Source organism: Flavobacterium panacagri (assembly GCF_030378165.1).
Lineage (GTDB): Bacteria > Bacteroidota > Bacteroidia > Flavobacteriales > Flavobacteriaceae > Flavobacterium > Flavobacterium panacagri.
In genome coordinates, this window is record NZ_CP119766.1 from 4,324,889 (window position 1) to 4,341,170 (window position 16,282).

The 16,282-nt window shown below is 35.7% G+C and carries 8 protein-coding genes; 4 read left to right on the forward strand and 4 right to left on the reverse strand.

Going from position 1 to position 16,282, the window contains the following annotated elements:
• The first annotated feature begins 153 nt into the window (after positions 1-153).
• The 4 genes from P2W65_RS18990 (at position 154) to P2W65_RS19005 (ending at position 8,262) form a co-directional block, all read left to right on the forward strand.
• Complete coding sequence (locus tag P2W65_RS18990) at positions 154-1,824, forward strand: M1 family metallopeptidase (protein ID WP_289660034.1); 1,671 nt, start codon at positions 154-156, stop codon at positions 1,822-1,824.
• A 25-nt stretch (positions 1,825-1,849) separates the two neighbouring features.
• Entirely contained in the window at positions 1,850-4,000 is a 2,151-nt protein-coding gene (locus tag P2W65_RS18995; protein ID WP_289660036.1) for a S9 family peptidase, read from the forward strand.
• Between the two features lie 30 nt (positions 4,001-4,030).
• Positions 4,031-5,419 (forward strand): aminopeptidase P family protein, encoded by a 1,389-nt coding sequence (locus tag P2W65_RS19000; protein ID WP_289660037.1) that lies wholly within the window; start codon positions 4,031-4,033, stop codon positions 5,417-5,419.
• Between the two features lie 230 nt (positions 5,420-5,649).
• On the forward strand, positions 5,650-8,262 hold the full coding sequence (locus tag P2W65_RS19005) for a T9SS type A sorting domain-containing protein (protein ID WP_289660039.1): 2,613 nt from the start codon (positions 5,650-5,652) through the stop codon (positions 8,260-8,262).
• 431 nt (positions 8,263-8,693) lie between these two features.
• Here P2W65_RS19005 and P2W65_RS19010 read toward each other — a convergent pair whose 3' ends face one another.
• From P2W65_RS19010 to P2W65_RS19025, 4 genes are read right to left on the reverse strand one after another with little or no spacing between them, the layout of a single operon-like run.
• On the reverse strand, positions 8,694-9,989 hold the full coding sequence (locus P2W65_RS19010) for a DUF6055 domain-containing protein (protein ID WP_289660041.1): 1,296 nt from the start codon (positions 9,987-9,989) through the stop codon (positions 8,694-8,696).
• Positions 9,990-9,995: 6 nt separating this feature from the next.
• Positions 9,996-11,954, reverse strand: a complete 1,959-nt coding sequence (locus tag P2W65_RS19015; RefSeq protein WP_289660042.1) for a glycoside hydrolase family 97 protein — start codon at positions 11,952-11,954, stop codon at positions 9,996-9,998.
• A 19-nt stretch (positions 11,955-11,973) separates the two neighbouring features.
• Positions 11,974-14,142, reverse strand: a complete 2,169-nt coding sequence (locus P2W65_RS19020; protein ID WP_289660044.1) for a family 43 glycosylhydrolase — start codon at positions 14,140-14,142, stop codon at positions 11,974-11,976.
• Between the two features lie 37 nt (positions 14,143-14,179).
• Entirely contained in the window at positions 14,180-16,282 is a 2,103-nt protein-coding gene (locus tag P2W65_RS19025) for a beta-galactosidase (RefSeq protein ID WP_289660046.1), read from the reverse strand.

Below are 16,282 nucleotides of genomic sequence, written 5' to 3' on the forward strand. Positions count from 1 at the left end.
CCTTTTTAAGTAATATTCTATTATATAAGGATAATAAAAGTCTAGCTTCAATATACTAAATCTGCATACTTTTGAAAATCTACACTCTTTTTCTTAATGAAATAAGATTTTGAGTTCAGCTACATTTTCAACCATTTCAAACTTAAAAATGCCATGATTAGGAACTATTTAACTCTTGTTTTTTTGTGTTTTAATTTCATTTCTTTTGCCCAAAAAACAAAACCATATACACTTGCAGACACCTTAAGAGGCAGTTTAACTCCTGAAAGACAGTGGTGGGACGTACAACGTTATGATATCACTGTGAAACCTGATTATGACACTAAAATAATTGTAGGAAGCAACACTATAACGTATAAAACACTTAAAGAAAAGAGCAATACCAAAATGCAGATTGACCTGCAAAATCCTTTGGTTATTGATAGCGTGATTCAATCCGGAAAGAAATTAAGTTTTGCAAAGGAAAACGGTGTCTGGTATATTAAAACGCCTAAATCTAAAATTAAATCCACCAGCAAAGTGGCTATTTTCTTTAGCGGAAAAGTTCACGAAGCCATAAAAGCGCCTTGGGATGGCGGATGGATCTGGACAAAAGATTCCTTAGGCCGTCCGTGGATGACGGTTGCCTGTCAAGGTCTTGGTGCCTCTGTATGGTATCCGTGCAAAGATCATCAAAGTGACGAACCGAATAATGGTGCAAGTTTAACGATGATTGTTCCTGATTCTTTAACCGCAATTGCCAACGGAAGACTAGAGTTTAAGAGAAGTAATAATGACGGAACAACTTCTTATAAATGGGCTGTAGTAAATCCGATTAGTAATTATTGCATCATTCCGTACATTGGAAAATATGTCAATTTTAAAGAAACTTATAAAGGCGAAAAAGGCAATTTAGATTTGAATTATTGGGTTTTGGATTATAATTTAGAAAAAGCTCAAAAATATATGCCGAAAGAGGTTCACAATATGTTAGATGCATTTGAGTATTGGATGGGCCCTTATCCATTTTATGAAGATGGTTATCAGTTAATCGAAACCTCACATACCGGAATGGAACATCAAAGTGCCGTTTCTTATGGTAATCATTATAAACCTGGCTATCGTGGCAACGATGGCTCCGGAACGGGCTGGGGAATGAAATGGGATTTTATTATTATTCATGAAAGCGGACACGAATGGTTTGGAAACAACATTACCACAAATGATCTGGCTGATATGTGGGTACATGAAGGATTTACCAATTACAGCGAAACCCTCTTTGTCGATTATATTTTTGGAAAACAAGCCGGAGATGAATACAACGCCGGAACTCGCAAAGGAATACGAAACGATCGTCCTATTATTCCCGATTATAATGTAAATGCACAAGGAAGCGGCGATATGTATCCAAAAGCAGGAAATATGCTTCACGCCATTCGTCATGGAGTCGATAACGATGCCTTGTTTCGAGAAGTTATTCGAGGATTAGGAAAAGAATTTTATCATCAGACGGTAGATTCGAAACAGATTGAAAATTATATTTCGAAAAAGCTTAATTTTGATTACAGTAAAGTTTATGAGCAATATCTTACCACAACACAGATTCCAAACTTTGAATTTTATTTTAATGAAGATAAGACCAAGGTTTTCTATCGTTACAGCAATTGTGTAAACGGTTTTAATTTACCGCTGACCTTAAAAAATGATACGGATAAAATCAAAATAATACCATCAGATCAATGGCAGAGTATTGCCTTAGCAAAAAATCAAAAGTCTTTATTTGACGTAGCGTCTATTACTAAAATGTATTATGTAAATCCTGTTTTGGAAACCAATATAAAATAAAAAATCAATCATTAATCAAAATACGATGAAGAAAACAATCTCTCTTTTTTTCTGTTTTATCCTGTCACTTTTTTTCCTGACTGCAAATGCTCAAAAACCAAAATGGGCCAATAATAACAGTAGTTATTATACCACAGAAAAAGGAGAAATAATACAGTACGAATTACCAAACTTTACCAGAAACCTAATTGTTGATGCCAAACAGCTTACACCAAAAGGAAGCGCAAAAGCTTTAGAAGTTAAAGATTTTGAATTCAGTAAAAATGAAAAATTAGTTTTGATTTATACCAATTCAAAAAAGGTGTGGAGGCTGGAAACGCGTGGCGATTACTGGCTTTTTAATAAAGAAACAAATGAATTGCGACAGATTGGAAAAAACAGGCCAGAATCTTCTTTGATGTTTGCCAAACTAGCTCCGGACAACAATTCAATTGCTTATGTAAGCAAGCATAATTTATATGTTGAAGACCTTAATTCCGGAAAAGAAACAGCTTTAACAACTGATGGAACAGATCGTTTAATTAATGGAACTTTTGACTGGGCTTATGAAGAAGAGTTCAATTGCAGAGACGGCTTCCGTTGGAGTCCAGACGGAAAAAGTATTGCTTTTTGGCAGATTGATGCTACCAAAATCAAAAACTTCTTAATGATTAATAACACCGATTCGATATATTCTTATACGGTTCCGGTTGAATATCCAAAAGTTGGACAAGATCCTTCGGCATGCAAAATTGGAGTTGTCAATATTGCTTCACAACAAACAACATGGATGAAAGTTCCAGGGGATTCAAAACAACATTATATTCCGTTAATGCAATGGATTCCTGATGGTTCTTCGATATTAGTTGAACAACTAAATCGCAAACAAAATGAAGCCAAACTCTTTTTATGTGACCCTAAAAGTGGCGATGCAAGTCCAATTTATTCTGAAAAGAATACTTCGTGGATCGATATATTACCAACTGAAAATGAAGGCTTGAAATGGATTAACAACGGAAAAGAATTTCTTTGGTTAACGGAAAAAGATGGCTGGAAGCATTTATATAAAATCACCAAAAACGGAAAAACAGAAACATTGATTACCAATGGAAAATATGATGTGATCGATATTAAAGCCGTAGACGAAAAAAATGGTTTTGTTTACTTTTTAGCTTCGCCAGACAATGCAACACAGCAATATTTATATAAAACAGCATTAAACGGAAAAGGCAAACTAATAAAAGTATCTCCTGCTAACGAAATCGGTACGCACACTTATCGTTTATCTCCTGATGCAAAATATGCTGAACATCGTTTTTCGAATCATAAAAACCAAAAGATCTCAGAATGGGTTAATCTTTCTACTCAAAAGACCATCAAAGAAACCGATCGTAATATGACTGCCAGCGGTAATGTAGAAATGATTCAGATTACAACAGCAGACAATATTACCCTTGACGGCTGGATGATCAAACCAACTCCGTTTGATCCTGCTAAAAAATATCCTGTTTTATTTTATGTTTATACAGAACCTGCTGGTGCAACTGTAAAAGATGCTGCGGGTTATGCCAGTACTTTTTTATACGATGGAGATATTGCTGCCGATGGATATATTCAAATTAGCTTAGATGGTAGAGGAACTCCAGTTCCAAAAGGTGCTGAATGGCGCAAATCGATTTACCAAAACATAGGGATTCTGAACACCCGAGATCAGGCAATGGCTGCTAAAGAAATACTAAAATGGCCTTTTGTAGACAAAGACCGAATCGCAGTCTGGGGATGGAGCGGTGGCGGTTCCACTACACTGAATCTTTTATTTCAATATCCTGAAATTTATAAAACAGGAATCGCTATTGCCGCTGTACCCAACCAATTGTTGTATGATAATATTTATCAGGAACGTTATATGGGATTGCCTCAGGAAAATAAAGAACCTTTTATAAAAGGCTCTCCTATTACTTATGCCAATAAACTTGAAGGAAATCTATTGCTTATTCACGGCACTGGCGATGATAATGTGCATTATCAGGGAGCAGAAATGCTGGTAAACGAATTAGTAAAAAACGGCAAGCAATTCCAAATGATGAGTTATCCAAATCGTACGCACAGCATCAATGAAGGCGAAGGAACTACGGAACATTTATCGAAATTATTCACACAATACTTAAAAGAACACTGCCCAGGCGGAGGCAGATAATATCATTTTTAATACCATTTTGAAAAAAATATGTTTAGCAGAGAAACTTATATAAACAGAAGGCAAGTCTTAAAAAAAGCAATGGGTTCAGGCCTTATTATTCTTCCTGGAAATGAAGAAGTCGGAATGAACTACCGGGATAATATTTATCATTTTAGACAAGACAGTAGTTTTTTATATTATGCTGGAATAGATCGTCCTTCTTTATTTTTAATAATAGATATTGATGCTGATCTGGAAATTCTATTCGGTGATAACCTGACAATCGAACAAACTGTTTGGGTTGGCCCACAAGATTCATTAAATAGTGATGCAGAAAAAACAGGAATCACAACTGTACAGCCTTTCTCGTTTGTAGAAGCTGTTCTTAAAAATGCTGTACAACAGAAACGTGCGATTCACTTTCTGTCTCCTTATCGCGCGGCTATTACTTTAAAATTAAGTTCATGGCTGGATATTCATCCTAATGAAATAGCTAAAAAATCATCCATTCCATTATCTAAAGCAATAATTGCACAACGTTCCTATAAAACCAATGAAGAACTGATTGAAATTGAAAAAGCGGTAGATATAACGGCAGCAATGCACTTAAAAGCAATACAAAGCGCAAGACCTGGAATGACCGAATATGAAATTGCAGGACAAGTCGAAGGCACAGCAATCAGTCTTGGCGGTCATCTTGCTTTTCCGACAATACTAACAGTCAACGGACAATACCTGCACAATCATGCTGGCAGTAATGTCTTAAAGGAAGGGCAATTGGTTTTATGTGACTGTGGAGCCGAAAACAATATGCGTTATGCCGGAGATATGACCAGAACTTTTCCCGTTTCGAAAACCTTTACAACACAGCAGAAAGAAATTTATAATATTGTTTTAAAAGCTGAAGAAGCCGCTATAGCCACTCTTAAACCCGGAACTTTCTTCAAAGATTCACATCTTACGGCGTGTAAGGAGATTTTAACGGGGTTGAAATCTCTTGGTTTAGTAAAAGGCGATTTAGATGAAGCCGTAGCAGCAGGCGCTCATACCTTATTCTTTCAATGCGGTTTAGGTCACATGATGGGAATGGACGTTCATGACATGGAAAATATAGGCGAAGAATATGTTGGCTACACAGAAACCCTAAAGAAGAGCACCGAATTTGGATTAAAATCACTGCGTCTGGCCAAAGAACTTGAAGAAGGTTTTGTTTTAACTGTTGAACCTGGAATCTATTTTATTCCAGAATTAATTGATCAATGGCAGGCAGAAAATAAATACAGTGAATTTATTAATTATGATAAAGTTCAGGCGTACAGAAATTTTGGAGGTATCCGTATAGAAGAAGATTTTCTAATTACCAAAGAGTCTTATAAATTGTTAGGGAAACCTCTTGCCAAAACAGCTGAGGATATTGAAGCACTTCGAAACTATTAAATTTGTAAAATAGTTTTTCCTGGCTGATTACCTAAAAATCAATGAAGCCGTCTCAGATTATGAGACGGCTTTTTTTATCGAAAGTAAATACTGATTAACTTTTACTAATTATCAGATAATTAAGTACATATATTTTCATAAGGACTAGTTTAACTTAGTATATAAGGAATAAGATTACATTTTAACCATTCAAACTTATTTTAAAACAATTAACAACCAAAACAAACCTTATGAAAGAAAAAAAACTACCCCGATTTTTATCTTTTCTTCTTCTTACGCTTTTTGTGTTAGCAGCTGAAAATTTAAATGCTCAAACGAATTTAGCCAGGCTGAGTTCCACAAAAGTCAGTACTTCTCATGTATCTCCGTGGGAAAGTTTAGCGGCTGTAAACGATGGTTTTACGCCTATTAGTTCTGATGACAGAACAAATCCTGTTTATGGAAACTGGGATGGCGATGCCAATTACAATACCTATAACTGGATACAATATGACTGGGATTTTGCTCATCAAATCAATTCTGTGGCACTTTACTGGTTTACCGATTTTGGAGGAATCTCTCAACCTACGGATGCCTATGTCAGTTACTGGGATGGACTTGAATGGATTAATGGTGGTTCTGTAGGATTGGCTTTAAACCAATTTAATACTCTTGGAAATTTAAATTTTAAGACCAAAAAACTGAGGGTTTATTTTAAAAGTAATACCGCAACCGGCGTGGTTGAATTTCAGGCTTTTGGTACAGAAACCACTCAATGTGATCCTACCGCATTAACAGCTTCTCTTAAAGTGAATAACGGAACCGAAAAAAGCCTTAATTATGCCGTTGTTTCTCCAACAGATAATGTACAGTTTTTAGTTTCTATTGCCAATAATCCGACTGGCGGTAAAATGAAATGGACTGGCCCAAATAACTTTACATCGACTAGTCAAAACATTACACTTTCAAATCTACAAGTGGAGAATTCCGGAACGTATCGTTTTTTATACATTAATGAATGCGGGACAGAAAGTGCTTTATCTTTTTACTTAACCGTAAAAGAAAGCAACAGCGATTTCACGACTTGGCCGGGTTATGGCACAACACTTCATTATGATTTTAAAAGCGACTATCCCAATTTTCCAAAACCAACAAAAAACTTAGAAGAAGATTATCCCAATTACAACGGTTGCAATGGCGTTAAATCGACTAATGTGGGTTCATGGACTTTTGTACAAGGGCCAAATGCGAACTCTTTAGTAACAGATGCCGCTGTCGACTTAATGTTAAAACGTTTAGACAGTGATTTTACTTTTTTAAGAGATAATATGGGCTGGCCGCCAGATAAATTATACAGAGCAGGTTATCGCAGTTCAGTATATTTATTTGGTTCTGGTTTGTGTACCGATACCGCTTCAAATACCGATTTAGGAGGATGGCAGAGCGGTGTTGGAACTCCCGATGGAGAAAGCTGGCCAATGGTTCTTCTGTCCTATTATCCGGTTGCAAGTTTTGATCCAAATACCACTTTTCCAGATGCACAGTATCAAACTGGAGCCTGTGTTCATGAAGGTATTCATGCCATTTATGCTTCTTTGCCGGGTTGTAGAAAATCGGCTTGGTTTCATGAAGGTTCAAATGTTTGGTTGCAGACTGTCTTAGACATCAAAAAAACAGGAAGTACAGACTATACCAATGTCGATTTAGGATGGTTGAGTGCGGGTTCTGTCATTGCACCTTTTATTCCGATAGAATGTTACAGTGGCTGGCTTCAAGATGGCACATTTGGAGGGCCTTCTGCCGAAGGCGTAGATTCTGGAGTAAAAAATTCTGAAGGAGTTACGTTGAGATTAACCAGAGATATTATTGGAGGTGTTCAGTACAGCTCTGTATTTCCAACCTTTTTAGGCGAAGTTGTAGGCGAAAAAAGTTTGCCTTGGGTATGGAATTATTGTGAAGGACGTGTATTAGAAGGTATTGCAAATGGTAATGGCACTGTTAATGGTTTAGGAGAAGACAAAACACGAAAAATGGTTCAGGAATACCGAGCCAGATTAGCTTTATCTGATTTCGGAAAATTTGAACAGCCTATTTTAAATTTGTATCGTAATAATATGGGACGCGAATTAGGGCCTGAACAACCTGCTCTTATCAATGTAGAAAAATGGAAAGCAACACCTTATGCCACAACGACTGAAGATGAAAACGGCTATTTGATTCCGCAGGAAAAAACACTTCCTGGCTGGTCTGGAGCTAATTTTATTCCGATTCATGTACAGGGAAATCAGGCTACCGTGTTTTTTGAGCCTTTAGGAGAAAATATGTCGATTCAATTGTGTTATCGTACCAAAGAAGGAAAAACGGTTTATACACAACCTGTTTATGCAGGCGACTGTACTATTTCTTTTTCTCAGGGCGTTCCTGCCAATGGTGTGATATTCGCCGTAATTTGTAATTCTGACTATGTTTTTGAAAATAATGACACTCGCAAAAAGAAGTTTAACTATAAAATTAAACTGGAAGATGGAGCCGTTAGAACTGCCAGCGTAGATAAAAATTGGTGGGACTGGAAAGCCACAATAAGCGATCATCTTTCTGTAGCCGATTTCTCCAATTCATCTTCTCACTTTTTGATTTATCCAAATCCTACCGATAATGCCTCTATGGTTAACATTAAAGTTTCAAATGAAAATGCTGGAACTTATAATTTAAAAATAACCAACAGTACCGGGCAATTAGTTTTTGAAAATAAAAACCACAATCTGGAAGAACAATATTATACTGGTAATCTATCAAAAGGAATCTATTTTGTAACGATTCAATCAAAGAATTTCAAACAGACTAAAAAGATTATTATAAAATAATACCATTTCATTACTAATTACAGACTACATCTTTCGTTTGGAAGATGTAGTTTTTTTTTGCCACTGATTGCACAGATTAAAAAAGATTAAATACTTTGTTTATAAATTTTACCACAAATTTCACAAATTGCTTTTTTTAAACTCAATGATTTGTGAAAATTGGTGTAATTCGTGGCGGAAAAAAAATAAACCATTGACGCTAAGGTCTGCCACCAATTACACGAATTTTTAATTTTTTAAATGCAACGATTTGTATTTATTCGTGAATTCGTGGCGGAAAAAATAATTCGTTGCCACTAAGGTTTGCCACAAATTCCACGAATTTCCACAAATTGTTTTTTTTAAAGCTCAATGATTTGTGAAAATTGGTGTGATTCGTGGCAACAAAAAAGGCATTTACTCTAATAAAAGATTATGAGTAAAAAATATAATTAAAGTGGTTTTGTGTTTTTGAATTGTACTTTATATGGAAAACTTCTGTAAGTTTCTTTCTCATTTTCCCAAGAATGCTTTTCATGCACTTTTGGAGCAGCGCTTACAACCAACCATAAATACTCCGTGTTGGTTGGAATTTTAAATTCGATTTCTTTTTCATTGTCTTTAAAAGCATTGCTGTACACTCTGTCGCCATCTTTTAACGATGCAACAAATCCGTAGCGCCAGCCTGCGTTTTCCTTAAAATCGGCTAAACCTTTAAATTTTAATTTAACTTTTGTTCCAGCTTGCGGGACGTTTAATTTAATTCCGTTATAACCATAATCCTGAAGACAATTTGTTGAATCTATTTGATACCAGCCTCCTTCTATTGCATTCAATTTTGAAAAATGTAAATTTCGATAAGGTTTTGCTGCTTCTTCAACCCTTTTTAAATCCCAGGTTATAAACTTTCGGCTTGCATCAAATATTTCGTCATTAAACTGTTCTTGAGAAATAGTATTAATTCTTTTATAAGTCATTACAACATCTTCGCCTTCTTTAGTTGATCTGCTGAGTCTTCCCCAAAAATCAATACCATGTTTCTCAGACCAATATTCCAAGACATAAGGAGAATGATACATATTGGCAGGATGAAGAAAAGCGTAATGCGTTCCTTTTAAAAAATCTTTAAGATGATAGTTTTCAAAAGTCATCCATTCCGGATAAACCTGCCAGAGCATATATTGAGCAGACATTTCCATTACAGGTCCAGATGGCCCAGTCTTGCTATCGGCATGACTCATGTATTGGAATGAATGGCCAATTTCGTGCGCCAATGCTCCGTAGGGAACTGCATTTATTCGGACAGCTGGAGTCCATAAAATGCCCACTTTATCCTCTTCTCCACCTCCAAAAGCTGTGTTTTCACTTCCTCCAAAAACAAATATTAGTAATTTGTATTGATCACTTACGGAATGTCCCTTTTGCACCAATTTCAAATCATTTACATAAAACTGATAAAATCGTTCACATTCTTCGATTGCTTTTTTGGGATCGAAACGTTTTTTAAGATCTGCATTTAATGTTGGATCATTTCCATATTCTTTATGCCAGAACATCACAATATTATCCGATTCTATCATTCGGCTGTAACTGTAATCACTATCAAGAAAATCATAATTATTATGTTCTGGAACCATCCAAATTTTCGCAGGAATATATCTTTCCTTAGCCAAAACTTTTTCTTGCGCATTCATTATACCAACAAATGATAAAAAGAGAAAAGCAGGAATTTTGATTGCCTTATTCATTGGTTATTACTTTTTTGTAATAATTGCCGACCAGCCTCCTCCGGAAGCCATTTTAGCTGTTACTTTAGTATTCTTATTAACCGCTATAATTTCTTTTTTATAATCTTGAGCGAATGCTTCAGCATTGATTCCATCTGAAAAAACTTCCATCGAAAAATTTCCTTCTCCCAGGAAAGAAAGATCTATTGGCAATGCTCTGGCATCTGCATCCGTCATTCCGCCTATAAACCATTTATCCCCTTTTTTTCTTGCCACCACAATATAATTCCCAACAGAACCATGAAGTACAACTGTTTTATCCCAAACTGTTGGAATTTGAGTGATAAAATCAACTGTTTCTTGTTCTTTGTAATACGTTGATGGCGATTCGCACATCATCTGCAAAGGCGCTTCATAAACCACATACATCGCTACCTGATGCGCACGAGTTCCCATCGTCATTGGATTATTAAAACTAATGGCAAAATTCTTAGGCTGTTTATTAATCATCGAACCCGGTGTAAAATCCATTGGGCCTGCTGCCATTCTGATAAACGGAATCGTTACTGTATGTTCTGGTGTGATATCTTCGCTCCATTTATTGTTTTCGTTCCCTCTTACTCCTTCATAATTTAAAACATTTGGATACATTCGGTGTAAACCTGCGGGTTTAAATGCTCCGTGAAAATCTACTAACAATTCTAGTTTGGCACATTCTCTGGCAATCTGCTCATACGAATTGACCATATATTGGTCGTTACGCTGCATATAATCAATTTTAATTCCTTTTGCTCCCCAGCTTTTATACGTTTCCAAAATTTGTAATAAATTTTGGTCTAATGGTTTCCAAAGTACCCAAAGAATAATCCCTACTTCTTTTTCTTTTCCATATCGAATCAACTCTTTAATATCCATTGCAGGATTAAAATCAAGAATGTTGGTAGTCGATTTTGTCCAGCCTTCATCAAGAATTACATATTCTACTTTATTCGCTGCAGCGAAATCTATAAAATATTTATAAGTTTCGGTATTTAAACCCGCTTTGAAATCAACACCGTAAATATTATTATCGTTGTACCAATCCCAAGCTACTTTTCCCGGTTTGATCCAATCAGTATTTTTAAGTACATTTGGTGCGGCAAGCTGGTAAGACAAATTGCTTGATACCAAAGTACGATCATCATCACTTATAATAAATACACGCCAGGGAAAAGCTCTGTTTCCGTTTGTTTTGGCAATATAATCAGCTTCTTTTGTAATGGTCTGCACACGATCGGATTTTCCATCCTTATCCACTGCTTCTAAAACGTATTTTGGAAAAATAGCATTTAAAGTGGTGTTTCCATTTCCTTTTAAAAATAATCCCGGATAATCATGAAGTGCCGTTTCCGTAAACAAAACCTTGGCTTTTGGAGTCGTAAACAAAACAGGAAGACTGCAAAAATCCTTTGACGCAATCTCATTTAAAGATTTATCCAAATACAAACGTTCGTTATGAGAATACATCGATTCTTCTTGCGGAAATAAAGAACGTGAACCGTTAGGAAATGATAACGAAACTTTCTCTGAAACTACATTTCGTTTTTCTTTGGCCTCATCTACAAACTGATAAGCCACTCCGTCATTATAGGCACGGAAATTAAGTTTATAATTTCCCTGATAAGTAATCGAAAGTTCTGTGTATTCATCTTTAATTTCAGACTCTTTAATTGGCACTATGGCATGTATGTTTTGAGATACACTTTTAACCGTTTGCTTTTTAACCTTCGGATTTAATCCAAAATTGGTTTTAGACGAAAAATCCATTCCTGCTTCAGCATTCTCAATAATTAAATTTCCATTTAATGATGCCGACCAGGAAATTTTATTAGAATTGTTCACTTTTATCTGAATACGTCCATCAGGAGATTTAACCTCATAAGTTTGAGCAGAAACTTGGTAAGCGGATAGTAACAAACCGCATAAAATCAGTAATCCATTTTTCATTTTGAGTGGTATTTTTTAACTATTTATTTGAAGGGCCTTTTGTTGCTTTAGGAGTAGTTTGTTTCATTAGATTTAGTATTTCATCTTTAGTCAAACCATAATCATACATTTTTAAAGAAGCCATAAAACCGGAGTAATTCTCTCCAATATCTGAAGCGCCAATTATAATTTTAGCCTTTTTGATAGCCGATGATAACATCATATTTTGAGAGTTATCAAGTACACCGTCGACATAAATTTTCTCTACCACACCATCAAAAGTCAAAACAATATGATGCCATTTATTTTGTTCTGGAACTTTGTTGTATTTCATATCAAAATGACCGTCTAAATGTGGCGCCGCACCATAATGTCCGCTATTGTAAGCCAATGCATTAAACGAATTTGCCAGATTATATTCAGAACGATCACACCATGAGGCCAGGACTTCTCCCTCTTTGGCTACTTCGGGATTTTTCACCCAGACTGTCACAGAATACGAACCATTCCAAGCCAAAGTTTTAGGAACGGGTTTATCTAATATTAAAGCGCCGTTTACAAAATCAAGTGCCTTAATTTTATCTTTTTTATCCCAAGAAATCTTTACGTCTCCTGTTTTTGTAAACACACCTCCTAAAGAACCTTTATTGGGCAGACTTTTAAATGAACTGCCATATTTTTCATTAGTTACATCAATATCGATCAACATTTTGTGTGAACTTACAGCTGCTGGTTCTGTGTTTGATTTTTTATTTTCTAATAATAAAGGGAGCTCAAACAATTCGCTGTACACTTTTACATTCCAAACTGCCGCATAAAGTCCTGTTTTTTCTGTACCTAAAACTTTTAGTTTTAAGAAACGTGCTGTAACATTTTGATCATCAATCATTGGACTTCCAGAAGTACGGTTTTTTGATTTATCAGCATACAACTGCCAATTTTTTCCATCTGTCGAATATTCTAAAGTGTATTGATAATAATAACTGGCAAACTCAAATTGGGTCATAACCCTTTTTATTGGTTTTACACTTCCTAAATCTACAGTTAAATCCTGTGGAAGTGCATTACTTCCAGCTTTCCACATAGTCGCATTATTATCATCTGTAGCAAAATCAGGCCTATATTCGTAATCGTGTTCTAATGATTGCAAATGATAATAAGATGATGCTGTAGCGCGAGCGTTTAAAGCTATATTCTCGGGTACATTTGATTTGACAATTTCTCTAATACCTTTTGAAGTCGGAATTACTTTTTTGATTGTAGAATCATTTTCGAAAATCATTTTATCGATACAGACTTGTCTTGCCAAACCACCACGTGTCATTGGATAATCATGTTTATGATACACAATATAATAATCGTTTCCGTCTTCTAACACAGAATGATGTCCCGGGCCATGAGTCGTTTTATCTTCGTTAGTACTCAAAATCGGATTATTAAGTCCTTCTTTAAAAGGCCCATAAGGAGAATCTGAATAAGAGTAACGTACATTATAAGTTTCATCATGACAAGAAGCTCCGGAATACATCAAAATATATTTATTTCCTTTTTTCATCATGTAAGCCGCTTCGAAAGGTTCAGGTGTTTGGCTTAACGGAATATTTTTAGAATTCATCATATTCTTCATCGTAGCACTATTCAATTCTCCAACGGCATATCCGCCATTATAATGCACCCACGTTCCCCAATAACTGTATATTTTACCGTCGGTATCTCTAAAAAATTGTGCGTCAAGGGAAGGAAAACCTTCTCTTGGATATCCATTTGAAATAACGGGTTCGTCATTTTTATTGAGTTTTTTCCAAGGCCCGACTGGCGTATCCGAAACATAACCATAAATATTACAACCAATTTCACAGTTTCCGAAATACAAATAATACTTACCATCATTTCCAACCACAATATCCGGCGCCCAAAAATTCGTAATGGGTTTTGCCGTAAAAGACGGAATTTCCATGGTATAATTGTACCAGTTTTTTAAATCTTTACTGTACCAAACCGTTGGAGCTCCAGAAGCCAGCATTTCATTATCGGTCGTGGCATAGATATAATAAATGTCTCCAAATTTTTTAATAGTTGGATCTGCGTAATATCCAGGTAATATTGGATTTCCAGTTGATAAATTACTCGCTTCAACTTTTTTTTGAGCAATGACTTGTAAGGTAAAAACGAGTAGTATAAGGTTGTAAAATATATTTTTGTTTGACATTGCTAATAAAATTAAGTTGAAGCGTTTTTAAATGATATTAATATTTCCAAACTAATACATCAGAAGTTTTTACAGCGTTGTTTCCGAAAATTGCCTTGGCATTTTTTGGTAAATTGATTTCGTAGATTTTATCAGAATAATTGACTGCAATGCCAAAACCGTCACGATATTCTACCATTACACCTTCAGGATAATCTTCTATTGCTACATTCTGCTTTTGATATAGTTTTCGCAATACTTGTTTTTCTAGTTCTCCATTTTTAGAATCTACGCCAATGTAAGTTACCGTTCCTTTACCTAAACTTCTAGAAATAACAGCTGGTTTTCCAGCATAAAACTCACTTCCATAAGTTGCCCAAACCTCCGTTTCTTTATTCGGTTTTAATAAATCGCCCCAGCTAGTCCATGCAAATTCCTGATTATTGAACTTTATTACTCCCGGAGATTGTGGCATTAATAAATCATACGATTCTATTTCAGAACCTATTAAGCTCCACATCGGTTCGTAAAACTTAGCTTCCCAAAGATGTCCCAAACGATTTTGTATTCCAGATCGGCAGCTCAACACCAAGTTTCCACCATTTTTAGCGTACAAAGTCAATTTGTCAATCATTTTTTGGTCAATCATCTGATAAGCAGGAACAATCAAGAAAGGATACTTAGAAAAATCCGTCAAATCCCTCACAAAATCAACGGGTGCACCAAAAGATTTAGTGGCTTTATAATATTTCAGAAAATGTCCAATGGTGTTCCATTCCTTGGTTTGTTTGTTTAAGTCGATTCCCATCACATTATCCCCATTAAACAAAATTCCCGTTTTGCGTTTCAAATAATAATCTGGCAATGCTGCTTTAGCATCATACATTTTGCGCAGCGTATTTATCTCTTTAATAAATTGATTGAACTCTAAACCACCAGGAGTTGGTGTTACTCCGTCTGTACCAACAATCCCGTAATGATATTGCTCATAACCGTACAATGGCGCGCGAAAACGATACGTACAGGCAAATTTACTGCCACCTGCAAAAACATGCCACAGCCACATACGTACAGTTCCCGGCATTGGCTGCGGATTTATACTTCCCCAGTTGACTTGTCCCGGCTGTAATTCCATACAACCGTACATTCCTTTTAAAGGACGAAAAAAATCATTTGACATTCCGATACTGGAATAATCTCCCAAACGATACCCTTGCGAACCGATTCCTAAACTTCCCCCGTAAACCAAATAACGCGTGTAACAATCAAAATCCAGCTCTTTACTCATTCCTACAAAACTTTCATTGTAATTGGATCTGTAGTTAGAAGTGATCCATTGGTCTTTGCTTACATATTTTCGAATTGTAATGGCCTGCGAATCCAGAAAAGTGGCTGTTTCTTCATCTGCAAATCGATAATGATCCAATTGCGAATGTAAATTCATTCCCCATTCTTTATGAAGCGGAATGTTAATTTGTTCAAAATCAGTGTAAGTGCCACTCCAAAAATTATTTCCCCAAGCAACATTTAAGGCGTCAATCGATTTGTATTTGTTTTTTAGCCAATTTCGATAACGATGCTGTGCATCGGCTCCATAATCCAGAAAACGGGCAGGTTCATTATCGACCTGCCAGCCCATAATATTTTTATTATTTCCATATCTTTTTGCCAATTCTTCAATCATTTTTAAAGAATAGCTTCTGTAATAATTACTTGAAAATGAAGCATGTTGTCTCGAACCATGATCTGTTTTAGTGCCATCTTCATAAGTTGCCAATATATCCGGATGTTTTCTAACCAGCCACACAGGCGGTGTAGCGGTCGAGGTGCACATTACAATTTTGAGTTTATATTTAGCTGCAATTTCTACCGCTTTATCCAACCATTTAAAATCATAAACGCCTTCCTGAGGTTCTAACTGCGCCCAGGCAAATTCTCCAAAATGAGTAAATTCAAAACCCATTTCTGAAATCTTTTTCAAATCACGATCCCATTGGCTTTGATCCCAATGTTCAGGATAATAATAGACTCCAACAGTGGTTAAATCTTTCTTTGGGAAAAATTTGTCAAATTTCTGAGCTGCAACATTTAAACTGATCCCTATTCCAAATAGTCCCAGTAAAAATCCTTTGAGAAAGTGTTTTTTTGATTTTAAATGCAT

Coding starts and splice junctions, on each gene's coding strand:
- P2W65_RS19025 (WP_289660046.1), bottom strand. CDS start 16,282: ATGCATTTAAAATCAAAAAAACACTTTCTCAAAGGATTTTTACTGGGA.
- P2W65_RS19015 (WP_289660042.1), bottom strand. CDS start 11,954: ATGAAAAATGGATTACTGATTTTATGCGGTTTGTTACTATCCGCTTAC.
- P2W65_RS19005 (WP_289660039.1), top strand. CDS start 5,650: ATGAAAGAAAAAAAACTACCCCGATTTTTATCTTTTCTTCTTCTTACG.
- P2W65_RS19020 (WP_289660044.1), bottom strand. CDS start 14,142: ATGTCAAACAAAAATATATTTTACAACCTTATACTACTCGTTTTTACC.
- P2W65_RS18995 (WP_289660036.1), top strand. CDS start 1,850: ATGAAGAAAACAATCTCTCTTTTTTTCTGTTTTATCCTGTCACTTTTT.
- P2W65_RS19010 (WP_289660041.1), bottom strand. CDS start 9,989: ATGAATAAGGCAATCAAAATTCCTGCTTTTCTCTTTTTATCATTTGTT.
- P2W65_RS19000 (WP_289660037.1), top strand. CDS start 4,031: ATGTTTAGCAGAGAAACTTATATAAACAGAAGGCAAGTCTTAAAAAAA.
- P2W65_RS18990 (WP_289660034.1), top strand. CDS start 154: ATGATTAGGAACTATTTAACTCTTGTTTTTTTGTGTTTTAATTTCATT.